The sequence below is a fragment of the Enterobacter sp. PTB genome (assembly GCF_051130085.1).
GTDB classification, from domain to species: Bacteria; Pseudomonadota; Gammaproteobacteria; order Enterobacterales; family Enterobacteriaceae; genus Enterobacter; species Enterobacter ludwigii.
On sequence record NZ_JBDKEE010000010.1, the window covers coordinates 39,354 to 65,118 of the forward strand.

At 54.1% G+C, this 25,765-nt stretch carries 24 protein-coding genes; 13 read left to right on the top strand and 11 right to left on the bottom strand.

Going from position 1 to position 25,765, the window contains the following annotated elements:
• Window positions 1–276 precede the first annotated feature (276 nt).
• From AAIR21_RS14015 to AAIR21_RS14030, 4 genes are read left to right on the top strand one after another with little or no spacing between them, the layout of a single operon-like run.
• Entirely contained in the window at window positions 277–1,167 is an 891-nt protein-coding gene (locus tag AAIR21_RS14015; protein WP_014171468.1) for a carbohydrate ABC transporter permease, read from the top strand.
• A complete protein-coding gene (locus AAIR21_RS14020) occupies window positions 1,160–2,062 on the top strand; it encodes a carbohydrate ABC transporter permease (RefSeq protein ID WP_025203331.1) in 903 nt (300 codons plus the stop codon). Before AAIR21_RS14015 ends, AAIR21_RS14020 begins: the two co-directional genes overlap by 8 nt.
• A gap of 12 nt (window positions 2,063–2,074) precedes the next feature.
• The gene (locus AAIR21_RS14025) at window positions 2,075–3,202 is read left to right on the top strand and encodes an ABC transporter ATP-binding protein (protein WP_025203330.1); all 1,128 of its coding nucleotides are present in this window, start codon (window positions 2,075–2,077) and stop codon (window positions 3,200–3,202) included.
• A 14-nt stretch (window positions 3,203–3,216) separates the two neighbouring features.
• Window positions 3,217–4,503, top strand: a complete 1,287-nt coding sequence (locus AAIR21_RS14030; protein ID WP_068795067.1) for an ABC transporter substrate-binding protein — start codon at window positions 3,217–3,219, stop codon at window positions 4,501–4,503.
• A 38-nt stretch (window positions 4,504–4,541) separates the two neighbouring features.
• Here AAIR21_RS14030 and araE read toward each other — a convergent pair whose 3' ends face one another.
• The 3 genes from araE to kduI form a co-directional block, all read right to left on the bottom strand.
• Window positions 4,542–5,975 (bottom strand): arabinose-proton symporter AraE, encoded by a 1,434-nt coding sequence (araE, locus tag AAIR21_RS14035; protein WP_226777985.1) that lies wholly within the window; start codon window positions 5,973–5,975, stop codon window positions 4,542–4,544.
• 295 nt (window positions 5,976–6,270) lie between these two features.
• Window positions 6,271–7,032, bottom strand: coding sequence for a 2-dehydro-3-deoxy-D-gluconate 5-dehydrogenase KduD (gene kduD, locus AAIR21_RS14040; RefSeq protein WP_014171473.1), 762 nt, complete (start codon window positions 7,030–7,032; stop codon window positions 6,271–6,273).
• A 63-nt stretch (window positions 7,033–7,095) separates the two neighbouring features.
• Window positions 7,096–7,932: a 5-dehydro-4-deoxy-D-glucuronate isomerase gene (kduI, locus tag AAIR21_RS14045; protein ID WP_044857356.1), complete on the bottom strand. Its 837-nt coding sequence runs from the start codon at window positions 7,930–7,932 to the stop codon at window positions 7,096–7,098.
• Between the two features lie 298 nt (window positions 7,933–8,230).
• Here kduI and AAIR21_RS14050 point away from each other — a divergent pair, with 298 nt between their 5' ends.
• Complete coding sequence (locus AAIR21_RS14050; RefSeq protein WP_020883760.1) at window positions 8,231–9,406, top strand: oligogalacturonate lyase family protein; 1,176 nt, start codon at window positions 8,231–8,233, stop codon at window positions 9,404–9,406.
• 152 nt (window positions 9,407–9,558) lie between these two features.
• Here the strand turns inward: AAIR21_RS14050 and AAIR21_RS14055 are convergent, their stop codons facing one another.
• The 3 genes from AAIR21_RS14055 to AAIR21_RS14065 all read right to left on the bottom strand — a co-directional run bounded on the left by AAIR21_RS14055 (window position 9,559) and on the right by AAIR21_RS14065 (window position 12,698).
• The gene (locus tag AAIR21_RS14055; protein ID WP_151887162.1) at window positions 9,559–10,242 is read right to left on the bottom strand and encodes a porin; all 684 of its coding nucleotides are present in this window, start codon (window positions 10,240–10,242) and stop codon (window positions 9,559–9,561) included.
• 317 nt (window positions 10,243–10,559) lie between these two features.
• On the bottom strand, window positions 10,560–11,738 hold the full coding sequence (locus AAIR21_RS14060; protein ID WP_020883759.1) for an acetyl-CoA C-acetyltransferase: 1,179 nt from the start codon (window positions 11,736–11,738) through the stop codon (window positions 10,560–10,562).
• A 93-nt stretch (window positions 11,739–11,831) separates the two neighbouring features.
• A complete protein-coding gene (locus AAIR21_RS14065; RefSeq protein WP_014171479.1) occupies window positions 11,832–12,698 on the bottom strand; it encodes a LysR family transcriptional regulator in 867 nt (288 codons plus the stop codon).
• Window positions 12,699–12,801: 103 nt separating this feature from the next.
• Between AAIR21_RS14065 and AAIR21_RS14070 the strand changes: the two genes are divergently transcribed.
• Window positions 12,802–13,263 (top strand): multidrug/biocide efflux PACE transporter, encoded by a 462-nt coding sequence (locus AAIR21_RS14070; RefSeq protein ID WP_014171480.1) that lies wholly within the window; start codon window positions 12,802–12,804, stop codon window positions 13,261–13,263.
• A 118-nt stretch (window positions 13,264–13,381) separates the two neighbouring features.
• A complete protein-coding gene (locus AAIR21_RS14075) occupies window positions 13,382–14,611 on the top strand; it encodes an amino acid permease (protein ID WP_032678908.1) in 1,230 nt (409 codons plus the stop codon).
• Window positions 14,612–14,643: 32 nt separating this feature from the next.
• On the opposite strand, the gene AAIR21_RS14080 is transcribed toward AAIR21_RS14075, so the two are convergent.
• Window positions 14,644–15,117 carry an Lrp/AsnC family transcriptional regulator gene (locus AAIR21_RS14080; RefSeq protein ID WP_032670215.1) on the bottom strand — a complete coding sequence of 158 codons (474 nt, stop codon included), beginning with the start codon at window positions 15,115–15,117 and terminating at the stop codon, window positions 14,644–14,646.
• Between the two features lie 116 nt (window positions 15,118–15,233).
• Here AAIR21_RS14080 and AAIR21_RS14085 point away from each other — a divergent pair, with 116 nt between their 5' ends.
• Complete coding sequence (locus tag AAIR21_RS14085) at window positions 15,234–15,845, top strand: LysE family translocator (protein WP_032680350.1); 612 nt, start codon at window positions 15,234–15,236, stop codon at window positions 15,843–15,845.
• Window positions 15,846–15,873: 28 nt separating this feature from the next.
• Here the strand turns inward: AAIR21_RS14085 and AAIR21_RS14090 are convergent, their stop codons facing one another.
• Both AAIR21_RS14090 and yjdI read right to left on the bottom strand, forming a co-directional pair.
• The gene (locus AAIR21_RS14090) at window positions 15,874–16,146 is read right to left on the bottom strand and encodes a GNAT family N-acetyltransferase (protein WP_014171484.1); all 273 of its coding nucleotides are present in this window, start codon (window positions 16,144–16,146) and stop codon (window positions 15,874–15,876) included.
• 10 nt (window positions 16,147–16,156) lie between these two features.
• Entirely contained in the window at window positions 16,157–16,387 is a 231-nt protein-coding gene (gene yjdI, locus AAIR21_RS14095; protein WP_020883756.1) for a 4Fe-4S mono-cluster protein YjdI, read from the bottom strand.
• Window positions 16,388–16,565: 178 nt separating this feature from the next.
• Between yjdI and AAIR21_RS14100 the strand changes: the two genes are divergently transcribed.
• The 5 genes from AAIR21_RS14100 (at window position 16,566) to AAIR21_RS14120 (ending at window position 23,076) form a co-directional block, all read left to right on the top strand.
• Complete coding sequence (locus AAIR21_RS14100) at window positions 16,566–18,203, top strand: ATP-binding protein (protein ID WP_014171486.1); 1,638 nt, start codon at window positions 16,566–16,568, stop codon at window positions 18,201–18,203.
• A gap of 3 nt (window positions 18,204–18,206) precedes the next feature.
• Window positions 18,207–18,908 (top strand): response regulator, encoded by a 702-nt coding sequence (locus AAIR21_RS14105; RefSeq protein WP_014171487.1) that lies wholly within the window; start codon window positions 18,207–18,209, stop codon window positions 18,906–18,908.
• 168 nt (window positions 18,909–19,076) lie between these two features.
• The gene (locus AAIR21_RS14110) at window positions 19,077–20,165 is read left to right on the top strand and encodes an ABC transporter substrate-binding protein (protein WP_020883753.1); all 1,089 of its coding nucleotides are present in this window, start codon (window positions 19,077–19,079) and stop codon (window positions 20,163–20,165) included.
• A 78-nt stretch (window positions 20,166–20,243) separates the two neighbouring features.
• The gene (locus AAIR21_RS14115; protein WP_014171489.1) at window positions 20,244–22,013 is read left to right on the top strand and encodes an ABC transporter permease; all 1,770 of its coding nucleotides are present in this window, start codon (window positions 20,244–20,246) and stop codon (window positions 22,011–22,013) included.
• Entirely contained in the window at window positions 22,006–23,076 is a 1,071-nt protein-coding gene (locus AAIR21_RS14120; protein ID WP_020883751.1) for an ABC transporter ATP-binding protein, read from the top strand. The genes AAIR21_RS14115 and AAIR21_RS14120 overlap by 8 nt, the downstream gene beginning before the upstream one ends.
• A gap of 77 nt (window positions 23,077–23,153) precedes the next feature.
• Here AAIR21_RS14120 and manA read toward each other — a convergent pair whose 3' ends face one another.
• On the bottom strand, window positions 23,154–24,320 hold the full coding sequence (manA, locus tag AAIR21_RS14125; RefSeq protein ID WP_183516691.1) for a mannose-6-phosphate isomerase, class I: 1,167 nt from the start codon (window positions 24,318–24,320) through the stop codon (window positions 23,154–23,156).
• On the bottom strand, window positions 24,317–25,735 hold the full coding sequence (locus AAIR21_RS14130) for a glycoside hydrolase family 1 protein (RefSeq protein ID WP_183516692.1): 1,419 nt from the start codon (window positions 25,733–25,735) through the stop codon (window positions 24,317–24,319). The genes manA and AAIR21_RS14130 overlap by 4 nt, the downstream gene beginning before the upstream one ends.
• Window positions 25,736–25,765 lie beyond the last annotated feature (30 nt).

Here is a 25,765-nt window from a genome sequence, read left to right on the forward strand (position 1 = left end):
CACATTTCCGCTATTAAGCGAATGACGCGGAAACAAATAGCAATAATATAAAATAAAACGGCGTTTTATTATCCAGGAACACGAGTTCTACCGTATTGAAACCCAGGCGTTTCGCTCAACGATGAAATCGAAAAAAGTATTATAAAACAAAGTTAAATGAAGTAACCGTGACACGTATTACCCAGAACATCGCCGTTCAGGCTCGGTTTCGACAGCCTGAAAGGTTGTTACAGACGCAGATTCCGTTTTAAACCATTGATTACCAGGTAGGTAAGTATGAATGAAAACAAGCTGCTGGGGCTCGCGTGGATATCACCCTACATCATTGGGTTGATACTCTTTACGGCTTTCCCCTTCGTCTCATCGTTTTTCCTGAGTTTTACGGATTACGACCTGATGAGCCCGCCGGTATTTAACGGCATTGAAAATTATCGCTACATGTTTACGGAAGACACGCTCTTCTGGACATCAATGGGAGTGACGTTTGCGTATGTATTTCTGACCATCCCCCTGAAGCTCGCCTTTGCATTAGGGATTGCGTTTGTTCTGAACTTTAAATTACGCGGTATTGGATTCTTCCGTACCGCCTACTATATTCCGTCGATCCTCGGCAGCTCCGTGGCCATTGCTGTTTTGTGGCGCGCGCTCTTTGCCATTGATGGTCTGCTGAACAGCTTTATTGGCGTATTTGGTTTTGACCCGGTGAACTGGCTGGGGGAGCCCTCGCTGGCCCTGATGTCGGTCACCCTGCTGCGCGTCTGGCAGTTCGGTTCCGCGATGGTCATCTTCCTGGCCGCGCTGCAAAACGTTCCGCAGTCGCAGTATGAAGCGGCGATGATCGATGGGGCATCCAAATGGCAGATGTTCACGAAAGTGACCGTGCCGCTGATCACGCCGGTAATTTTCTTCAACTTCATTATGCAGACCACCCAAGCGTTCCAGGAATTTACCGGACCGTATGTCATTACCGGCGGCGGGCCAACGTATTCCACTTACCTGTTCTCACTCTACATCTACGACACCGCGTTTAAATACTTTGACATGGGTTACGGCGCAGCACTGGCGTGGATCCTGTTCCTGGTGGTGGCCATTTTTGCCGGTATCGCCTTTAAGTCATCGAAATATTGGGTGTTCTACTCCGCCGATAAAGGAGGCAAAAATGGCTGATATCCAACAACTTTCCACAGCGAGGACGATTGCCGAGCGTGAAGTCGCCCGCACGCTGCGCAGAGAGAAAATTAACGCCGCTGTGCGCTACGTGATCCTGCTGTTTGTCGGCCTGCTGATGCTTTATCCGCTGGTGTGGATGTTCTCGGCGTCGTTCAAACCGAACCACGAGATTTTCACCACTCTCAGCCTGTGGCCTGCCCATGCGACCTGGGACGGTTTTGTGAATGGCTGGAAAACCGGCACCGAATACAACTTCGGCCATTACATGCTGAACACCTTTAAGTATGTGATCCCGAAAGTAATCCTGACCATTATCTCCTCTACCATCGTGGCGTACGGCTTTGCGCGCTTTGAAATCCCGTGGAAGAAATTCTGGTTCGCCACCCTCATCACCACCATGCTGCTCCCCAGCACCGTGCTGCTGATCCCGCAGTACCTGATGTTCCGTGAAATGGGCATGCTCAACAGCTATATGCCGCTGTACCTGCCGCTGGCCTTCGCCACCCAGGGGTTCTTCGTCTTCATGCTTATCCAGTTCCTGCGCGGCGTGCCGCGTGACATGGAGGAGGCGGCGCAAATTGACGGCTGTAACTCGCTTCAGGTGCTGTGGTACGTGGTGGTGCCGATCCTGAAACCGGCCATTATCTCCGTCGCCCTGTTCCAGTTCATGTGGTCAATGAACGACTTTATCGGGCCGCTGATTTATGTCTACAGCGTGGATAAATACCCGATTGCACTGGCGCTGAAAATGTCCATCGACGTCACCGAAGGGGCGCCGTGGAACGAAATTCTGGCAATGGCGAGCATCTCCATTCTGCCATCCATCATTGTCTTCTTCCTGGCACAGCGCTACTTCGTCCAGGGCGTTACCAGCAGCGGAATTAAAGGTTAAGAGGGAAATATTATGGCTGAAGTTATCTTCAACAAACTGGAAAAGGTCTACTCCAACGGCTTTAAAGCGGTACATGCCATTGACCTGAAAATCGCTGAAGGAGAGTTCATGGTGATTGTTGGCCCCTCCGGCTGCGCCAAATCCACCACCCTGCGCATGCTGGCTGGCCTGGAAACTATCAGCGGGGGTGAAGTCCGCATCGGCGATAAGATTGTGAACAACCTCGCGCCGAAAGAGCGCGGGATTGCGATGGTGTTCCAGAACTACGCGCTCTATCCCCACATGACGGTGCGCGAAAACCTGGCCTTTGGTCTGAAGCTGAGCAAACTGCCAAAAGATCAGATTGAATCTCAGGTCAACGAAGCGGCCAAAATCCTTGAGCTGGAAGAGTTACTCGACCGCCTGCCACGCCAGCTTTCCGGCGGCCAGGCACAGCGCGTGGCGGTAGGCCGTGCGATTGTGAAAAAGCCGGATGTATTCCTGTTCGACGAACCGCTGTCAAACCTCGACGCCAAACTACGCGCCTCAATGCGCATTCGTATTTCCGACCTGCACAAGCAGTTGAAGAAATCCGGTAAACCGGCGACCACCGTCTACGTCACCCACGACCAGACCGAAGCGATGACCATGGGCGACCGCATCTGCGTGATGAAGCTCGGCCACATCATGCAGGTTGATACCCCTGACAACCTCTACCACAAGCCGAAAAACATGTTCGTGGCAGGCTTTATCGGCGCGCCGGAGATGAACATTCGTCAAAGCCAGCTGGTGGAAAGCGCCGGGAAACTGCACATCGCCATCGGCAATGAAACCATGCCGCTGAATGCCGGGATGCAGGAGAAAGTCTCCGCTTATGCCGGGCAGGCCATTTACTACGGCGTACGTCCGGAATTCGTTTCCCTCTCCGACGCACCATTCGTTGACGGGGGCTGCAGTGGCGAAATGGTTCGCGTGGAAAACATGGGCCACGAATTCTTCGTCTATCTGAAGGTTGCGGACTACGAACTGACCGCCAGAATTCCTTCCGATGAAGCTAAGCCCATGATTGATAAAGGCCTTCATCGCAAGGTGTATTTCAGATTTGATATGAATAAATGTCATATTTTTGACGCAAAAACTGAACAGAACCTCTCTCTCTGATGGAGTTTATAAAAATGAAAAAAGTGCTTTTAAGCGCAGCAATCTCCGCGACGCTGGGCCTTACCGCTTTGCCATCGATGGCGAAAGATGTCGAATTACGCATGTCCTGGTGGGGTGGTAATGGCCGCCATCAGGTGACGTTGAAAGCGCTGGAGGAATTCCATAAGCAGAACCCGGATATCAACGTTAAAGCAGAGTACACCGGCTGGGATGGGCACCTCTCCCGCCTGACCACTCAAATTGCGGGCGGCACCGAGCCGGATGTGATGCAGACCAACTGGAACTGGCTGCCAATCTTCTCGAAAACCGGCGACGGGTTCTACGACCTGAACAAAATGAAAGACGTGATCGACCTGACCCAGTTCGATCCCAAAGAACTTCAGTCCACCACCATCAACGGCAAGCTGAACGGCATTCCGATCTCCGTCACCGCACGCGTGTTCTACTTCAACGACGAGACCTGGAAAAAAGCCGGTATTGCATACCCGAAAACCTGGGACGAGCTGATGGCGGCGGGTAAAACCTTCGAGAGTAAACTCGGCAAGCAGTACTACCCGGTCGTGCTGGAGCATCAGGACACGCTGGCATTGCTGAACTCGTACATGATTCAGAAGTACAACATCCCTGCCGTGGACGAGAAAACCAAGAAGTTCGCTTACAGCAAAGCGCAGTGGGTGGAATTCTTCCAGACCTACAAAACGCTGGTGGATAGCCACGTCATGCCGGACACCAAATACTATGCGTCGTTTGGTAAGAGCAACATGTATGAGATGAAGCCGTGGATCCAGGGAGAATGGGCGGGAACCTACATGTGGAACTCCACCATCAACAAGTATTCCGACAACCTGAAGCCACCGGCAAAACTGGTGCTGGGCAGTTACCCGATGCTGCCGGGCGCAACCGATGCGGGCCTTTTCTTCAAACCGGCGCAGATGCTCTCGATTGGTAAATCCACCAAAAACCCGGAAGCGGCGGCGAAACTGATTAATTTCCTGCTGAACAGCAAAGAGGGTGTGGATACGCTGGGTCTGGAGCGTGGCGTGCCGCTGAGTAAAGCCGCGGTGCAGTTCCTGACCGAAGACGGCACCATCAAAGAGAGCGATCCGTCGGTCGCGGGGCTGCGTCTGGCGCAGTCTCTGCCGGCCAAACTTTCCGTGTCACCTTACTTTGACGATCCGCAGATTGTGGCCCAGTTCGGCACCTCTCTGCAGTACATCGATTATGGACAGAAATCCGTGGAAGAGACCGCCGCTGACTTCCAGCGTCAGGCTGAACGTATTCTGAAACGCGCGATGCGCTAACAAAAAGCCGGGTGGCCTCTTCGCCACCCGGCAACAGATTACACGCCAATATTACGCAGCTTCTCGCCGGACATCAGCCTGCGCTCGATATGCTCCAGCGTGACACCTTTGGTTTCAGGGATCAGCCAGAACGTGACCCCGATAAACGCGACGTTGAGAACCGTATAGAGCCAGAAGGTTCCTGCCGCGCCAATTGAATCCAGCAGCGTCAGGAAGGTCGCGCCGATGATCATGTTCGACACCCAGTTGGTGGTCGTGGAACAGGTGATGCCAAAGTCACGGCATTTGAGCGGCTGAATTTCGGAACACAGGATCCACACGACGGGCGCAGCGCTCATCGCATATCCGGCAATACACATCATGGTCATGCCAACAGAGAGCCAGGAAAGACCGCTTGAGGCCGTGCCGTTATCAAACTGCATCAGGCAGTAGCCAAGGATCAGCGTACCGAGCGCCATGACGCTAAAGCCAATCTTGAGTGCCGGTTTACGTCCGGCTTTATCCACGGTGAACACCGCGATAAAGGTGGCGAACATAAAGGTCAGCCCCACGACCAGCGTGGCAACCATTTGTTGTTCCGTGGTGGTGAACCCCGCCATTTTGAAGATACGTGGCGCGTAGTACATGATGATGTTCATCCCGGTGAACTGCTGCATCGCCTGCAGCAGCATGCCGAGGAACACCGCGCGGCGAACGTTACGGTTGATCTTAAACAGCGCCCAGCCCCCCTGCTTCAGCTTCAGGCTTTCACGGATCTCGTTCAGCTCTTCACGTGCTTTTTCTGAGGTATCACGCAGCATCCGCAGCACCTCTTCCGCTTCCACATGACGACCCTTTTGCGCCAGCCAGCGCGGACTGTTTGGCAGGAAAATCACCAGAACAATCAGCACCAGCGCCGGGAGCGCCAGCACGCCCAGCATCGCGCGCCAGTTGCCGCTGTAGCTGAAATAAGTGTCAGACAGAAACGCCAGCACGATGCCCAGCGTCACCATCAGCTGGTACATACTGATCATCTTGCCGCGCACGTTCTCGCTCGCCATTTCGGAGAGGTACAACGGCGCAGTGTAAGAGGCAATTCCCACCGCCACGCCGAGCAGCACGCGGGAGAGCAGCAGCATTTCCACGTTCGTGGCAAATGCTGACCCAATAGAGCCGGCGACAAACAGAATCGCCCCCACCATCAGGCTGTATTTTCGCCCGAGGCGGAACGAAAGCCAGCCGTTAAACAGCGCGCCGATGGCCGCACCCAGCATCATGCTGCTGACCACCCACTCCTGCAGGCGGTTACTCAACGTAAAGTGATCGGTGATAAAGGGCAGCGCCCCGGCGATCACGCCAATATCCAGACCGAACAGTAAACCGGCCACTGCAGCCGCGATGGAGACAAACTGATTCATGCGTCGGGTATCACGCAACGCGGCGGGCATAAGGGTAGAGTCATTTATAGATGTCATATTTTCCTGCCTGAACAGCGAAATTCGTTAACTGAAATTACGAGATAGCGCGGAAAAGTGTCAGGCCGTAATTCGCGAAGATATGGATTATTTCGCTGTGGCATAGCGATCTGTGATGGACATTACAATTTCAACTAACGATGAATTACCGCCAGTTTTTATTAATCATTTAATTTTTAAGCAATAAAACTGTGATGCATATCATTTATGATTTTTTAGTATGGATTTTTCGTCTTGAGCCATATGGATAATGGCAATTTTTGAGCAAAAAAAACCTCCACCCACCGGCAGAGGTTTAAGACGGAATACGCAATTAACGCGCCAGCCAGCCGCCATCGACCGCCACGGTATAGCCGTTGATGTAATCGGATGCCGGAGAGGCCAGGAACACGATCGGCCCCTTAAGATCGTCCGGAAGGCCCCAGCGGCCCGCCGGGATACGGTCGAGGATTTCCGCGCTACGCTGTTCGTCAGCACGCAACTGCTGAGTATTATTCGTCGCCATGTACCCCGGCGCAATCGCGTTGACGTTGATGTTGTGCTTCGCCCACTCGTTTGCCAGCAGACGGGTAACGCCCATCACCGCGCTCTTGGATGCGGTATAAGACGGCACGCGGATACCGCCCTGGAAGGAGAGCATAGAGGCGATATTAATGATCTTGCCGCCTTTCCCCTGGGCAATAAAGTGTTTCGCCGCCGCCTGGGACATAAAGAACACGCTCTTAATGTTCAGGTTCATCACGTCGTCCCAGTCGCGCTCGCTGAAATTAATCGCGTCTTCACGGCGAATCAGTCCGGCATTGTTCACCAGAATGTCGATATGGCCGAATTCCGCCACCGCGCGATCCAGCAGTTCAGGGATGGCGTCAATTTTACGCAGATCGGCGGTCAGGCTCAGAAAACGACGCCCCAGCGCGGTGACGCGCTCGATGGTTTCAGTAGGCTCAACAATGTTAATCCCGACGATATCGCAGCCCGCTTCCGCCAGCCCTAACGCCATACCCTGGCCCAGTCCGGTGTCACAACCGGACACCACAGCCACTTTACCCTGCAGAGAAAATGCATCCAGAATCATGTTTGTTCCTTAATCTTTCAGCGCCTGTCACCAACAGGCAGGTTTATGCTTAACTGCCTGCGGCTAGCGCAGCTCGTTAACCGCGACGTGGTCCATGTCATCAAAGACCTGGTTTTCACCGACCATACCCCAGATGAAGGTGTACGCTTTCGTGCCTACGCCCGAATGAATAGACCAGCTCGGCGAAATAACCGCCTGCTCGTTATGCATCACGATATGGCGCGTTTCCTGCGGTTGCCCCATCATGTGGAATACGCAGGCGTCCTCGTCCATGTTGAAGTAGAAATACACTTCCATACGGCGCTCGTGGGTATGGCACGGCATGGTGTTCCACAGGTTGCCCGGAGCAAGCTCGGTCAGCCCCATGCTGAGCTGGCAGGTTTCCAGCACATCCGGAACAAAGTATTTATTGATGGTGCGACGGTTGCTGGTGAGGTTGTCACCCAGCGTCACCGGGGCGACATCCGCCGGGGTCACTTTTTTGGTGGAGTACGGGGTATGTGCGGGCGCACAGTTGTAGTAAAACTTCGCCGGTTTACCGCTGTCGATGCTGGCGAACACGACCTCTTTCGCCCCTTTACCGACATACAACGCGTCGCGATGACCTATCTCATAGCACTGTCCGTCTACGGTGATGGTGCCGGGGCCACCGATGTTAATCACGCCCAGCTCGCGACGCTCAAGGAAATAGCTCACACCAAGCTGTTTACCCACTTCTCCGCCCACGGAGACGGTCTGCGTCACCGGCATAATCCCGCCAACGATAATACGGTCGATATGGCTGTAGACCATGGTGTACTTATCGGCCTCGAACACCTGCTCGACTAAAAACTCATTGCGCAGCCCCTGAGTATCCAGCGTTTTGGCGTGCGCACTGTGGATGCTTTGTCTGACGTCCACCGTAACCTCCAGAAATGATCGTGCCCGCAGGCAGAAAATTAACGAAACGACGTTCCGTTTTCATGATAAGCACAGTCTAGCCCCAGAGAAGGGGGTTTTCAATTACATTTAAAACAACGTTTCATTTTTTCTGTTTGTTTATACCAGAAATGGCGTTCGGATCACGATAAAGAGAGCCAGACATTAATCTCGCCAATGAAACAGACAAAGTGCGCCATCAGTCACACATAGTGAAACATTGTTTTGATAATTTAATACTCACTTTTTAATCTACTTTTATCGTTCAAAGGAGTGCATTATGGCTAAAGGTATGCGGGTCAAGCTGAACTACGAGGTCAGCCACGATCCGGATACAGGCGTGGAAGTCACCCGCCTGACCCCACCCGACGTGACCTGTCACCGCAACTACTTCTACCAGAAGTGCTTCTTTAATGATGGCAGCCACCTGCTGTTCGCAGGGGCGTTTGACGGTCACTGGAACTACTACCTGCTGGATCTGCAGAAGGCCGAAGCGGTACAGCTGACGGAAGGCGCAGGGGATAATACCTTTGGCGGGTTCCTCTCTCCGGATGATAAATCCTTCTACTATGTGAAGAACGACCGCACGCTGCTGGAGGTGGATCTCCATACCCTGGTAGAACGCGAGGTGTACCGTGTCCCCGATGACTGGGTCGGTTACGGTACCTGGGTCGCCAACAGCGACTGCACCAAACTGGTTGGGATAGAAATCGCCCGACGTGACTGGACGCCGCTCAACGACTGGAAAATTTTCCACGACTTCTTCCATAAGGGGCCGCACTGTCGACTGCTGCGGGTGGATCTGAAAACCGGTTTAAGCACCACAATCCACGAAGAGAAAAACTGGCTTGGCCACCCTATCTATCGTCCGTTTGATGACAACACGGTGGCGTTTTGCCATGAAGGGCCGCACGACCTGGTCGACGCCCGCATGTGGCTGGTCAACGAAGATGGTACGCACGTGCGCAAAGTGAAAACGCATGCGGAAGGCGAAAGCTGTACCCATGAATTCTGGGTGCCGAACGGTTCTGCCCTTGTGTATGTCTCTTATCTGAAGGGCCAAAAGGGCCGCACCATCTGCAGCTTCAATCCGGATACGGGCGTCAATGACGCAGTCATGCCAATGCCCGCCTGTTCCCATCTGATGAGCAACGTTGACGGCTCCCTGCTGGTGGGCGACGGTTCAGGCACGCCGGTTGATGTGAAGGATACGCACGGTTACACCATCGATAACGATCCTTATCTGTACGCCTTTGACGTGGCGAAAAAAAGCTACTTCCGCATTGCCCGTCACGACACCTCCTGGGCAACGGTGGCAAATAGCCGCCAGGTCACCCACCCGCATCCCTCCTTTACTCCGGACGAGAAAGCGGTGCTGTTCAGTTCCGATAAAGACGGTCAACCCGCCCTCTATATCGCGAAACTTCCTGAGCAACCTGAAATGTTGCATGCATGATTTGAGTTTGTGTTTCTGTAACTGGCCTTGCCCTCCGTTTCGGAGGGCTTTTTTTTCAGTGGGCTTTTGCCCGCTGGGCGGCGCTTATCAGACATGGGAAAGCCGGGTAGGCACTGGCGCTACCCGGCAATGTTCAGCGGAATAACGTGATATCAGAAAGAATAGGCCATGCCTAAACGAAGGCGGGTCTGGCGTTCATCGGTATCTTTCACGCCGATGTTACCCACTTCAACATACGGTGCCCAGTTTTTATCCCATTTATACGCCAGCTTGGCGTTATATTCGTTGGAATAATCTTTGTTATTATTACGAACCATACCTTCAGAACTCTTCGCATAAACATAATTGAGTTCGGTACGCCAGTCACCCATTACCCAGCCAACCCAGGCATCACCACGGTTAACTTTGTCGTCATCTTTATTCGAGCTTGACGGGTAGCGGGTATATTCATAACGATAACGCGCGGCAACATAAAAGCCATTGTCGAAACTATATTGCAGATGCAGATTCGGTTTATATATTGTGCGGCTGTCGTTACTTTCAAGGGTAAACGCCGGCGTCAGTGCAATATTCTCAGTCGCTTTCCAGCGCCAGCTAATTTGATCTTCATGCCCGTTACCCACCACATCCGCAAACGGCTGGTCGGCTTTATCACCACCGGATTTCCATTTAGCTTCTACAGAAAAACCGACCCCGTTAGCAAAGCGATGTGAGACCGAGACACGGTCAGCATTGGCACCACTGTCGATATATTCATGGCGCAGATCGACGGTAACGGCCTGAGCCATGAAGGACGTACCGATAAGGGAAGTAAGGACCAGAGATTTCTTAAACATGAAAAAACCCTCAACTGAAATAATGTTTCTTATTTATGAAACTGCAGTTTATTTTTTAAAGAACATTATTTTAGTGACAAAGATCGTAATTATTTGTTTCATTTTTTTTGGCAAAGATGGACGTGACACCCATCAACAAACAGGGTGTATTAACGTGAAATTACCGGAGGGGGATCACACTAAGATGTTAACAACGATAATAATTAAGGCCGTAATTATTCAATAACAGAGTGAGAGTGTGCTAATAACGGTTAATTCGTCATACGTTATGTAAAAAAAAACCTCCTGAAGGGAGGCTCTTTTATGCGGGCGGGATTTTAGCGTTCAATGGCGAGGGCGACACCTTGTCCACCACCGATACAGAGCGTCGCAATGCCTTTGCGGGCATTGCGCTTTTTCATCTCATGCACCAGCGATACCAGAATTCGACAACCGGACGCGCCGATAGGATGACCCAGTGCGATTGCCCCACCGTTCACGTTTACCCGCAGGGGATCCCATTCCAGCATTTTGCCAACCGAGATTGCCTGTGCGGCAAAGGCCTCGTTGACTTCAATCAGATCCACATCAGAGAGTTGCCACCCTGCGCGTTCCAGGCAGCGACGGGTAGCATAAACCGGGGCGATACCCATTAACGCAGGATCAACACCCACGCTGGCAAATGCCTTAATGCGGGCCAGAACGGGCAGATCCAGCTCGAGGGCTTTGCTTTCACTCATCATCATCACGGCCGCAGCGCCATCATTAATGGAGGAGGCGTTTCCCGCCGTCACTGAGCCCTGAGTTTCAAACGCAGGATTGAGCCTCGCCAGCCCTTCAGCGCTGGCGTCGGTGCGCGGCTGCTCATCGGTATCCACCACGGCAACCTCACCGTTCTGACGCTGCGTGCTGACCGGGACGATTTCATCCCGAAAGCGCCCGGCATCAATCGCCGCGCGCGCTTTTTGCTGCGAGCTTAACGCGTAAGCGTCCTGCAACTCACGGCTGATACCATACTCACGTGCCAGATTTTCCGCCGTCACGCCCATATGATAGTCATTGAACGCATCCCACAGACCGTCATGCACCAGACTGTCGAGCAACTGGCTGTTGCCCAGCTGCGCGCCGGTACGGCTGTCGGTCAGCACGTGTGGTGCCCGGCTCATATTTTCTTGTCCGCCGGCAATCACGACATCCGCTTCACCACACTGAATGGCCTGCGTCGCCAGATGCAGCGCTTTTAACCCTGAGCCACAGACGTCGTTGATGGTGATAGCGGAGACGGTATTGGGCAGGCCGCCCTTGAGCGCCGCCTGACGGGCAGGGTTTTGCCCGGCACCGGCGGTCAGCACCTGTCCCAGGATCACCTCATCAATTTCATGTGCTGCAATCCCGCTGCGTTCCACCAGCGCTTTCACCACTACGCTGCCCAAATCAACAGCCGAGTGGCGTGCAAGCGCCCCCTGGAAACAGCCGATAGCCGTACGCAACGCACCCACTATAACGACATCTTTCATCACAACCTCTGTGTTAAATGACATGACGATAGTAGTGGATTGTTATTGGCAATTATCTTAATTGTTTAAAAATAGTGAGTTTAATCACAAGGATTAGCGCGCATCCTGCAGATACTGCCGCAGCCAGCTTCCGGCAACGCCGGGCGGGGATCGTTTATTCCAGAGCAGATCGATACCGATCGCCCGTGGCCAGCCGGGGACATTCAGCTGCACCAGCGATTTCGCGGCGGCAAATTCATCCACCAGCGCGCACGGCAGCACGCACCAGCCAAATCCCTGCACCGCCATACTCAGCAGTAACAGGTAGTTGGGTGCCGACCAGACGGGTCCACGTGCGAGCGTTGCCTCCCGCTCCAGATAGGTGCTGAGCCGCAATTCCCGCCAGCCGTGCAGCTCATCGGCCTGGATTTCTTGCTGCCCGGCCAGAGGATGGTTGGTCGCGACATAGATTGCCATCCGGGTCTGTATCGGCAACCGGGTAAACCCAATATCGGTCGGATAACTGTCACGCGCTTCCGTGAGACCAACCTGCGCACGCGACTTCTGCAACAGATCGATAACGTCCTCTTCCTCGCCAATCAGGCATTCAAATTCGGTATGGGGAAAGCGCTGGTCGAACTGGTTCATCAGGTCTTCCAGCACGTCCGGGTTGAGGGTATCGGAAAGAACAAACGTCAGGCGCGCCTCCGTTTGTGCCGTTAACGACACCGCCAACTCGTCAAGCCGCGTGCTGGCCGCGAGGATCGCCTGCACATAACCCAGTACCTGTTCGCCCTGCGCGGTTAACACCGGCTGACGGGCCGAACGGTCAAACAGATCGAAGCCCAGATCGGCTTCAAGATTGGCGATGGATGTGCTCACGGTCGACTGGCTTTTACGTAACCGACGCGCGGCGGCAGAAAAAGAGCCCGCCGCGACGGTCTCAACGAATGCGGTAAGGGCTTCAGGTGAATAACGCATGCACTATCTACTTTATCGATGGATACCATCTTTAATATATCACCTTTAGCGATAACAATAGGCCGCATCAACGCCAAAATGCGTATTCACGAGGTCTAAAACTATGCAACATCAGGATGCACTCCAACGTAAACTGCCGGAGCGGATCTTTCATGCCGTCTGTTTCGAAGGGATTGCCACGGCGATCCTCGCCCCGACGGCGGCGTGGCTTATGCAACGTTCCGTGGTGGAGATGGGTGGGTTGACCATTATCCTGGCAACCACGGCCATGCTCTGGAACATTATCTATAACGTCGGCTTCGACCGTTTCTGGCCGGTTCATCGCATCACACGCACGGCAAAAATCCGCGCACTGCATGCGCTGGGATTCGAGTGCGGGTTTATTGTGATCGGCGTGTCGATAGTCGCCGCGGTGCTGGGCGTCACGCTGCTGCAGGCATTCACACTGGAAATTGGTTTCTTCCTGTTCTTCCTGCCGTACACCATGTTCTATAACTGGGCTTACGATACGCTGCGCGAGAAATTCCTTAAACGTCGCCAGCAGCGACGCGCCCTCGCAGGCTAATTCCCTCTGGCCGGACGCCCGCTCCGGCCAAACTCCTTCGAAGCAACTGCGCTCTCAACCCATAATTATGGTAAATTGCGCTCCATTCTGTTGGTTTGATAGTTGATACGTTGCTCTAATGTCGAAAATTTGGTCAAAAGATGAGACTCTCTGGAGTTTCGCTCTCTATGGCACGGCCGTGGGCGCAGGAACGCTGTTCTTGCCCATACAGCTGGGCTCCGCAGGCGCTATCGTCCTGTTTATCACTGCCCTTGTGGCCTACCCATTAACCTACTGGCCGCACCGCGCGCTGGCACAATTCATCCTGTCGTCGAAAACAAAAGGCAATGAAGGGATCACCGGCGCCGTCTCCCATTATTACGGCAGGAAGATAGGCAACCTGATCACCACGCTCTATTTCATCGCCTTCTTCGTGGTGGTGCAGATTTATGCAGTGGCCATCACCAACTCGTTAACTGAGCAGCTGGCAAAACACATGACGGTGGATACCGCCGTTCGCGTGCTGGTCAGTTTTGGCGTGGTGCTGGTGTTAAATCTGATCTTCCTGATGGGACGGCATATCACCATAAAAGTGATGGGCTTCCTGGTGTTTCCGCTGATCGCCTACTTTCTGTTTGTCTCGCTCTATCTGACCGGAAGCTGGCAACCCGCGCTGCTCACAAGCCAGATGGCATTTGACCGCCATACGCTGCATCAGGTCTGGATTTCGATCCCGGTGATGGTATTCGCTTTCAGCCATACGCCGATTATCTCGACGTTTGCCGTTGACCGCCGTGAGAAGTTTGGCGACGCCGCCATGGACAAGTGCAAGAAAATCATGAAGGTGGCGTACCTGATTATCTGCCTGAGCGTGCTGTTCTTCGTGTTCAGCTGCCTGCTCTCTATTCCACCATCCTATATCGTTTCGGCAAAACAGGAAGGGGTAACCATTCTGTCGGCGCTGTCGATGATGCCCTCTTCTCCGGCATGGCTGGGGATTTCCGGGATTATTGTGGCGATTATCGCCATGTCGAAATCGTTCCTCGGCACCTATTTTGGGGTGATCGAAGGGGCGACGGAGATTGTGAAGTCATCGCTGAACCAGGTGGGCGTGAAAAAGAGCCGCGCCTTTAACCGCGCGATCTCCATCATGGGGGTGTCGTTAATCACCTTTGCGGTGTGCTGCATTAACCCGAATGCCATTTCGATGATTTATGCCATCAGCGGTCCGCTTATCGCCATGATCCTGTTTATCATGCCGACGCTGTCGACGTACCTGATCCCGTCCCTGAAACCGTACCGATCTGTCGGCAACCTGCTGACGCTGATCGTTGGCGTACTGTGCGTGTCGGTGATGTTTGTAGGCTAAACGCCCCTGCGCCCGGCGTTCTGCCGGGCGCGTTATTCGTCACGCCCTGAGATGTCGAGCGGAAACGGCCTGTCCTGCACGACCGTTTTCATGACCAGCGTTGAGCGAAGATGCTGAACGCCGGGCATCGCAGAGAGCTTCTCATCATAGAGTTTCTGAAAAGCCGGCAGGTCGCGGGTCACGACGTGCATCAGATAATCAGGATCGCCAAACAAACGCTGCGCCAGCACAATTTGCGGGATCTCTTCCACCGCCTCCTCAAAGGCGCTCACCGCCTTTCTGTCGCCCTCTTTTAGCGTCGCAAACACGATCGCCAGAAAGTTAAACCCCATTTTGGCGGGATCGAGACTGGCCCGGTATCCCGTAATGGCCCCGCTCTGCTCCAGTGCCCGCACGCGCCGGTGACACGGCGAGAGGCTCAGGTTCACCCGTTCAGCCAGCTCCGTAAGAGATAAACGGCCATCCGCCTGCAACTGCGCAAGAATTTTTCGATCGATGCTGTCCATGTGGAAGATTTTGTCAATTTCACCGTCTTTTGAGCATAACATTGAAAACTCATTTCGTCCGGATACCGATATGCTTTCTCTCTGTTGACGGGTGAAATTCTGGAGTTTTACAGACGATGGAAATGAGTATTGTGGCTGGGTTTTGGGTGGTGTCTTTCCTGCTCATCATGACGCCGGGCGCCGACTGGGCTTACGCCATTAGCGCCGGCATCCACGGGCGGCGCGTGGTACCCGCAGTGATGGGCCTCATGTCCGGGCATCTGCTGGCGACACTGATTGTGGTCGCGGGCGTGGGCGTCATGATGGCGCAACATCCGCTGGCATTATCCGGGCTGACGATAGCGGGAGCACTTTACTTGCTGTGGCTTGGTATCTCACTGTTACGCGCTCCTGGCGCACCGGAAAGCGCCACAACCTCGGCGGCAAACTGGAAACAGTGGGCGGTGAAGGGATTATGTATCAGCGGCCTTAACCCGAAAGTTTTTTTGCTGTTCCTGGCCCTGCTTCCACAATTTACTGACCCGAAGGGAAGCTGGTCGGTTGCGATGCAGATGTCCGCGCTGGGCTTGCTACACCTCATCACCTGTACGCTGGTCTATCTGCTGGTGGGATACGGTTCAAAAGCCATCCTGGCCACCCGCCCGCAGGCCGCGCGTCTGGTGAGCAGAGCATCAGGGGGAATGATGGTAGTGATTGCGGTGGTGCTGCTGTTTGAACAGATCAGATGAAAAAACACCGGCCATTGCCGGTGTGTTTCTACGCCCGAATATCGTCATATTCCCGTGTATTATCAAACTCATGTTTGGCAAACGGGCATAGCGGGATAATTTTTCGATTTTCACCGCGCATCTTCGCGACCACTTTTGCCACCAGCTGTTTACCCACACCTTGCCCTTTCAGGCTCGGATCCACATCGGTGTGCTCGATAATGCTCAGATGCTCACCGGTCGGTACGAAGACAATCTCTGCAACCTGGTTACCGTCAGCATCGTTGACGTAAAACTTGTTATGGCCTTCCAGAATATCCATGGTTCCTCGCTTATTTTTGGCGATACTTCAGCGCACCGCTCGGGCAGGTATCAATCACATGTACAACCGTTTCGACGTCCACTTCATCCGGTATAATCCACGGTTTACGTTTCAGGTTGAAGAGCTTAGCGCTCCCGCGCACGCAATTTCCTGAGTGTTTGCAGATCGCGGTGTTGAAGTAAACGTCAATTTTCTCTCCGGTATAGGCCCGGTAGCCTGCATCCAGTAGCGCTTTATCCACGACATTGCCTCTGTAATTATTCGGGTGCTGAATGAAGCATAGCCTTACGCGATCCTGATAGCTATAACCCCCAAAACGAAAAGCCAGGTCACAACTCTGTTTTCGCCAGATTGCATCCCCCATTTCCTCATGTCAGTCTGCGCAGACCGCTCTAATCAGACTCCCCGCATCAGGTCGTATGAAACGCAGACTCTCTTTTCAGGTAAAACTTTTTTTAGCGCTGGTGTGCTTCTCCTGCCTGCTGTTAGTTCTGCTGGGAACCATCCTGTTTCATTTTATTGACCGGCAATTACATCACGATCTCGGCCAGCGCGCCCGGGTTCAGGCCAGCGAAATCGCGTTGATGCCGGGTCTGGCGGAAAACGTCGCGGCCAGAAATATCCCCGCCATCGCCCGTTTAATTCAGCCTATACGGGCCGAAAGTGATGCCAGTTATATTGTCATTGGCGATACCCGGGAACAGCATCTCTATCATTCAGAATCACCGGAGCGCATCAATTTACCGATGATCGGCGGGGATAATGCGGAGGTATTACAAGGCAAAACAATTATTTCGGTGCGTAAGGGTGGGATTGGGGTTTCACTGCGCAGCAAAGCGCCCATCTTTAATGCGCAGCATCAGGTGATTGGGATTGTCTCGGTCGGTTATTTGACGTCGTACATTGCGAATATCAATGCGCGTATTCTCTGGCAGTCCGGGTTATACGGTATGGGTCTGTTGCTGTTACTGTTTATTTTTTCCTGGTTGTTTACCCGCAATCTTAAAAAGCAAATGTTCCGCCTTGAGCCAAAAGATATTGCGCAACTGGTCTTACAGCAACGCGCGCTGCTGGAAGCAATGTATGAAGGGGTATTTGCCGTCAATGAAGAAAAGCAGCTGATTTTAATTAACCGTGCCGCCAGAGAGATGCTGGATATTCATCAAAGTGAGAAAGCGCTTATCGGCAAACCGCTGGAAGACGTTCTGCAAACGTCCCCCGGTTTTTTATCGCAGCGCTACGCCTCGGTTAGCCGCGGCAGCCACGACCAGATTGCGGTGCTTAACCAGCGCGAGGTGATTGTGAACCGCGTGGCGATTGAGGTTGAACCTGGTGTTGAAAGCGGTTGGGTTTATAGCTTTCGCGACAAGAATGATATCAACACTCTCAGCAGCCAGCTAAGCCAGATTAAACGCTATGCGGATAACCTGCGCATTATGCGTCATGAACAGCTGAACTGGACCGCCACGCTGGTGGGGTTGCTGCAGATGAAACACTATGACGAGGCGATCCGTTACATCCAGGCACAGTCAGAAGGGGCGCAGCGCGTGCTGGACTTCGTCTCAGCCCATTTTGTCTCGCCGGCCCTGTGCGGATTGCTGCTAGGGAAATATGTCAGCGCCCGGGAAAAGGGCGTTGAACTGCAATTTGATCCCGCCTGCCAGCTCACCCGCATGCCTGCCAGCATCACGGAAACGGAGCTGGTATCGGTGATTGGCAACCTGCTGGATAACGCCGTTGACGCCACCCTGAAAGCCCCGGTTCCCGCAGCTGTAGAGCTTTACATTTCCGATCGCAACCAGGAGTTGCTGATAGAGGTGGCCGATCGGGGTTGCGGGGTGGATGAGGCGATGAAACCGCATCTCTTTCGCCAGGGATTCAGCAGTAAGCCGGAAAGCGAGAACGACATTGTGGGCACAGAGCACGGTATTGGCCTGTTTCTGGTGGCAGGCTATATCAACAAGGCGGGCGGCAGCATTGAGATAACGGATAACGCTCCTCAAGGCACGATATTCTCTGTGTTTATTCCCAATCCACTCCCCGTTCGACAGGGCTAACGCATGACCACGACCCGAGCACTTGATGTTGTGATTGTTGAGGATGAGCCGCACCTGGCGGAACTGCATCGCGAGTATATCGAGCAAAATTTCCATTTGCGCGTGGTGGGCATTGCCGCGTCGATTGAGCAGGCGTGTAACCTGATACGCCAGCATCAGCCGAGGCTGATACTGCTGGACAATTATCTCCCGGACGGTAAAGGCGTGGCGTTAATCGATAACCCGCTCCTGAAAAGCTATGAATGCTCGGTGATCTTTATCACCGCAGCCAGCGATATGCAGACCTGTAGCCATGCCATGCGCAGCGGCGCGTTTGACTACCTGATTAAGCCCGTTTTTTTCCAGCGTCTGCACGCCTCGCTGGAGCGTTTTATGCGTTTCATCCACACCGTGCAGCAGGTGAAGGTTGTTGACCAGCATGCGCTGGATCGCCTGTTTAACCTCCCCGCCGCGGACACCTCGCAGACCCCGTCCACAAAGGGTATTGAGCCCCACACCCTGGACCGTATTAAGCGTTTATTTGCGGAACACCCCGAAAAAACAATGTCGGTGGAAGAGGTGGTGGAATACGTCGGGATCAGCAAAACCACGGGCCGCCGTTATCTGGAATACTGCGTGGAAAGTGGGTTAATCAGCATCGAAATGCTGTATGGCAATATCGGTCATCCCAGAAGGCTTTACCGCAAAGCGGCAGAGAAAACGTAATCCGCAACCGTTCGTTTGCTAAGCGTCGCGGATTTTATGGTGTTAATTGCTGAAACGACGCCGACAATCACACTTCGGAACCGCAACCCGCGCCCCCCTATTGTCGGCGCGGAGCCATGCGCTATGTTGACAATTAGTTCCTCAAATGTAACTAAAAGGTTAACTATAATGTCGAACATTTTCCGAATTTCTCTGATTACCGCTACCGTACTGTGTTCTGCTTCCGCACTGTCTGCTTTGCCGCAGGGCTACCCTGCTGACTATCAAAAAATGGTCGATGCTGCGACCAAAGAGGGCAAAGTGGTGATCTACTCCACCACCGACACCAAAGCTGCCGGGCCGCTGATTGAGGGCTTCGAAAAAACCTATCCGGGCATCAAAGTTGAATATAACGACATGAACAGCACCGAGCTGTATAACCGTTTTATCAGCGAACAGGCTTCGGGTGGCGGTAGCGGCGATGTGGTCTGGAGCTCCTCCATGGACACCGGGCTGAAGCTCGCTACCGACTACGCCATGGAGTACAAATCACCGGAGCAAAGCCAGCTGCCGAAATGGGCGGTCTGGAAAGATAAAGCCTACGGCACCACCTATGAGCCCGTCGTGTTTATCTACAACAAACGGCTGATCCCGGCGGGCGACGTGCCTGATTCCCATGCGGCGCTGGCTAAGCTTATTGCCAGCCAGACGGATAAATTCAAGAGCAAAGTCACCACCTACGACATCGAAAAATCGGGTCTGGGCTTTATGCTCTCGGTGCAGGATCACAAGGCCGATCCTAACTACTTCAAAACCCTGGCCGATATCGCCAAAGGGGGCTTAGCCGTTCAGTCTTCAACCGGCACCATGATGGAGAGGGTGTCATCAGGGGAAAACCTGATCGGTTTTAATATCCTCGGATCCTACGCGGAAGCGCGCGCGAAGAACGATCCGTCGCTGGGGATCGCCTATCCAAAAGATTACACCCTGGTGTTATCACGCGTGTCGTTCATCAGCCAGCAGGCGCAAAACAGCAATGCCGCGAAACTGTGGCTGGACTACGTCCTGTCTGAAAAAGGGCAAAGTATTCTGGCAAGCCAGGCGGATATCCCGTCCATTCGTAACGATATCGACGGCAAAAATGATATCGACGGCCTGACGAAAGTGCTCGGCAATGCGCTGAAACCTATCCCGGTTGATGAAAGCCTGCTGGAGTATCTGCAGCCGAAAAAACGCCTGGAGTACATCAAACAGTGGCGTACCGCCGCCGCCAAATAAGCGTCTGAGCGCGACGCGGGCCGTCGCGCTCCTGTTACCTGAGTTCGTTTTGCTGGGCTGCAACACCAGGGATACCCCATGAATACATTTCGCAGAAAGTGGCAAAGCCTGCCGCGCGGTATTGTCGTGTTGATAACCGCCCTGGTTATCTACACGCCGCTGTCGTTTATCGTGATACAGAGCTTCTTGTCCGCCCCGTTCTTTTCACCGGCAAAAGAGTGGAGCCTTGAATCATTTGGTTTTATCTTCACCGACCCTGATTTCTATAAGGCGCTGAAAAGCGGTTTTATTCTCGCTTTCGGGCTGGTCATCATCGCCATTCCGTTAGGGGGCGTGCTGGCCTTTCTGATGGTGCGTACCGACCTGCCCGGCCGCCGCCTGATTGAACCGCTGATCCTCGTGCCGGTTTTCGTGTCGCCAATGGTGCTGGGATTCGGCTACGTGGTGGCCGCCGGTCCGGTGGGCTTTTTATCCCTCTGGGCGCAGGCGCTGATTGGTTTCGTACCGTGGAATATCTACGACATGTCGAGCATCGTGGTCATTGCTGGCCTGACGCATGTTCCGCATGCCTATCTCTATATTTCGTCCGCGCTGCGAAGCGTCGGTTCCGATGTGGAAGAGGCCGCACGTACCGCGGGTGCGTCGCCGTTACAGGTGATGACCTCGGTCAGCCTGCCGATGGTGCGACCGTCCATTTTGTACGCCATCGTTCTGCTGTTCTTCCTCGGTCTTGAAGTGTTTGGTCTGATGCTGGTCCTCGGCGATCCGGAAGGCAACATGGTGCTGGCAACCTACCTGTACCAGCTGACCAACAAGCTTGGTACCCCTTCCTACCACCTGATGGCGGCGGTTGCGGTGGTGCTTATCTGTATCACCATTCCGCTGGTCATGCTGCAGCGTCGCCTGATGCGCACCGCCAACCGTTTCGTGACCATGAAAGGCAAAGCGTCCCAGGCCCGGGCCTTACCTCTGGGTAAATGGCGCTGGGTGGCGGGCGCGGTGGTCGCCTTCTGGCTCACCGTCACGATCGGCGTTCCCCTGCTCGGCGTGGTATTGCGCGCGTTTATCTCAAACTGGGGCGTGGGCGTTTCGCTGTGGGACGAGCTTTCCCTCAGTACTTTTCGCACGATATGGGCGCAGCCGAACCTGCTACGTGCCATCGTCAACTCCATGTCCATTGGGGTCATTGGCGGCGCGCTGGCCGTGGCGTGCTACCTGTTTGTCGGTATCGCCATGCACCGCAAACCGGACAATACCACGCGTTTCCTGGATTACAGCGTCCTGGTGCCGCGCGCCGTGCCTGGCCTGCTCGCGGGTCTGGCCTTTCTCTGGGTGTTCCTGTTCCTGCCAATGTGGCTGGATAACTCGCTGAAATCGGGCTGGCTTTCCGGGTTCGCCTGGAGCGACTGGATGCGTGAAAACCTGATTGTCTGGCTACGTTCGCTGCGCAGCACCATTTTCAGCGTCTGGCTGGCCTATACGGTGGTCTGGATGGCATACGGGCTGAGACTCATCTCGTCCACCCTGCTGCAGGTCGCGCCGGAGCTTGAAGAGGCCGCCCGCAGTACGGGGGCTACACGTGGCCAGATCACCCGCCATGTCACGATCCCACTCTCCCGCTACGGCCTTATCGGTTCGTGGCTGCTGATGTTCCTGATTTTTGAACGCGAATATTCAACGGGTGTGTACCTGCTTTCACCCGGCACGGAAACCATCGGCTCGATGCTGGTATCCCTCTGGGCCGCGGGAGCCATTGATATTGTGGCGGCGCTCTCTTTTATTAACATCCTGCTGGTGGTGGTAGGTCTGGGCATTGCCCTTCGTTTCGGAGTCAAAATACATGATTGAATTAGCGGTTAACGATCTGCACCTGACCTACGGTGACAATCCTGTTTTAAAAGGGGTCTCCATGAACCTCAACCGCGGCGAAGTGGTCTCCCTGCTGGGGCCATCCGGCAGCGGGAAAACCACCCTGCTGCGTGCGGTGGCGGGCCTGGAAAAACCGACTCAGGGCTCGATTATCATTGGCAAAAACAAAGTCTATGACGGCACGCCGCGCAGTGAGATCCCGGCGGAAGAGCGTAACCTGGGCCTGGTGTTTCAGTCGTATGCGCTGTGGCCGCACAAAACCGTTTTTGAAAACGTGGCCTATCCGCTCAAGCTGCGCAAGGTTCCGGCCAAAGAGATCCAGCAGCGCGTACAGGACGTGCTGGACCAGCTCGGGCTGGGCCATCTGGGCAAACGCCACCCGCACCAGCTCTCCGGTGGACAACAGCAGCGCGTGGCAATTGGCCGGGCGCTGGTCTACAACCCGCCGGTCATCTTACTGGATGAACCGCTCTCTAACCTCGACGCCAAGCTGCGCGAAGAGGCTCGCGTATTCCTGCGTGAGCTGATTATCAAGCTGGGCTTATCCGCGCTGATGGTAACGCACGACCAGAATGAGGCGATGTCGATTTCCGACCGTATCCTGCTGCTTAACAACGGTAAAATCGAGCAACAGGGCACACCGCAGGAGATGTACGGCTCGCCGAAAACGCTGTTTACCGCTGAGTTTATGGGCAGCAATAATCGCCTGCACGGCAAGGTAACGGAAGTACGCGACGGCAAAGCGCGTATCGAAGGCAAAGGCTGGGTGCTGTGGGGCCAGGCCGGTGAAGGGGTACGAAGCGGTGAAGACGCCACCGCGGTGATCCGCGTCGAGCGCGTGGCGGTGGTCGAGGGGCCGGGGGAAAACCAGCTGGCGCTCCCGTTACTGACCAGCATGTATCTCGGTGACCGTTGGGAATACCTGTTCCGCACGCCGGGGGATGATTTTGTCATTCGCGCCTATGGTCACGAGGCCCGGGACCCGCTGCACTGCCACCTTTCGCTGCCTGAAAAGCACGTGTGGATCTTCCCGAAAAACTAAATGTAAAAAGGCTGCGATAAGCAGCCTTTTTTATACCCGACATACTGCCTGCACACGGCAGTGAAAGCCTTACGTCATCAGCTTACCAGGCAAGACTGCCCGCGCTGAGTCAACGTCCATAAGGTTGTGACCGCCGGGATGAACGCGGACTGACCGGCGTTCAGCGTCATGGTGGCACCCTCGGCGTGGCTGAGCGTGGCACTCCCCTTCAGCACCAGCAGAATTTGCGCACGGTCTGTCCGGATGTTTTGCTGCTCGCAATGTTCAATGACGCTAAAGCGAAAATCCGTTACCGGGATCGGGTATTGCTGCATCCCCTCTTCCCGCTGCGGATGCATCCTGAGGCGGTCGGCTGGGGTTTCGTCAAACACCGTACAGCGCACCAATTCTGCCACATTGATGTTCTTGGGGGTTAAGCCCGCCCGCAGCACGTTGTCAGAACTGGCCATGACCTCAACTGCCGTACCATTCACATAAGCATGTAGCGTACCGGCGCGCAGGAACATCGCCTCACCCGGCGCAAGCGTAATGCAGTGCAGATACAGCGGGGCCAGAGCCCCGATGTCCCCCGGGTAGTCTCGCAGTAGCCGTTCGATAAAGGGCGCTACCGGAGCAAACACCCCGCATGCAAGTCGCGCTTCCAGACACGTCAGCACGCCCTCTTTTTCCGTCGGCTCAAGCGCCATCAGACGCGTAAAAAAGGCCTTAAGCCCTTCAGCATGCAGGTTGTTGCGAAACAGCGACAGCGCGGACGTCAGGGCCGGGGCATCCAGGCGCAAAAAGTGATTAGCAATCTCCTGATACGGCCGGAAGCCGTTCATGGCCATAAAAGGCGTCAGGGCAAAAACCAGCTCGGGCTTATGGTTCGCATCGGTGTAATCCTCTCCGGGCAGGTTGCCCTGACGGGCGAACCCGTCTTCTGCCTGAAGCTTATTGGGATGTACCTGCAGCGACAGTGCGCGCTCCGCTGACAGCAACTTCAGCAGGTAAGGCAACTGCCCCGCAGTTTCTCCCGCGCACGCGCCCAACATCTCTGCCGGCCTCTGTGAAATAAGGTCCTGTAAAGAGCGTAACCCTGTATCGGTTTCAATCTCCGAGCAGCCTGCGGGGTGGCTTCCCATCCAGACCTCGGCCTGGGGTTGATCGTCAGGGTTGAGCAGGCCAAAAAGATGATTAAGCGCTACCCGACTGCCCCAGTCGTAATTTTTGATGCCGTTACGCATCCGGTAAAAAGGCTGACTCATTGCGTATCCTTTTCACATTCGCCAGGGGTGAAGCCATTTTCAGCCGCCAGCTGCGCAAACCACAATGCGTTACGTTTGATTTGTCGCTCCCCGGTGGCTAAATCCAGACGCCAGAAGCCATATCGCCGCTTGAAGCTGTTGATCCAGGACCAGTTATCAATGAAGGTCCACTGATGAACACCAAAACAGTTGGCGCCGTCAGCGATACCACGATGCAGCTGAGCCAGATGCTCCTCCATCAGAGCGATACGGAAGGTGTCATCTATCACGCCATCGGCCTGCACCGGCCCTTCGGACTGCAGATCCATCGCGATGCCAATTTCCGCCAGATACCATTTGATGTTGCCGTAGTTATCGCGAATATTGCAGGCAATGTCATAGATAGCTTCCGGGTGGATCTCGTTATTGTCGCGATAAGGGTTAAACCGTCCCTGAGGATCGACGTAATTTTCGAAATAGACTTCCGGCGTGAAGTAATCGAGCGCGTAAACGCTTTCCCGCGCTTTCACCCTTCTCGGCACATAATAATTCACCCCCAGAAAATCAATTCTCGACTGCAGGATCGTCTCCACATCCTGCCGTGAAACCTCTGGTAAGCAGCCGTTTGCGGTTAAGATTTCGCACAGTTCTTTGGGGAATTCATGTTTAACCAGCGGGTCGAGGAAGCTGCGGTTAAACAGCAGGTCGGCATACCAGGCCGCTTTTTTATCGGCCTCGCTGTCGCTGCGGGTATAAGAAGGCGTGAGGTTGAGCACGACACCAATCTCACCCGGCAAGCCCATTTCACGGTAGACATTCACCGCCCTGGCGTGCGCCAGCATAATATTAAAGGCGACCTGAGCCGCCAGTTTGCCATCTTTTTTACACGGATAATGGAAGTCATATAAATAACCGCCTTCCACCGGCACGATCGGCTCATTAAAGGTTATCCAGTATTTCACCTTATGGCCAAACAGCTCGAACGCGGTGCGGGTGAAGCGGGCAAAAAGCTCGGTTACGTAGGATGACTCAAATCCGCCATATGCTTTTTGCAGCGCCTCGGGCATATCAAAATGGTAAAGATTGATGATAGGCTCGATGCCGTTGGCAATCATTTCATCGAAATAATCGTTATAGAAGCGGACGGCGTCGCGGTTTGGCTGTCCGGTTTTGAAATCATCGATCAGACGCGACCACTGAATAGAGGTTCGAAACGAGTTAAACCCCGTTTGCTTCATCAGGGCTACGTCTTCTTTATATTTACTGTAGGTTTCACAAACGTGCTGCGGACCAATCTGCTGAAAAAAACGCTCCGGTTGTTCGGCAAACCAGCTGTCCCAGACAGAACGGTGCGGCTTATTGGCTATGCCTTCCGTCTGCGGACCTGATGCCGCTGCGCCCCAAAAAAAACCTTCCGGGAATTGATACCGGTTCATAACGCCTCCTGAATGAAAAAAAGGGCTGCC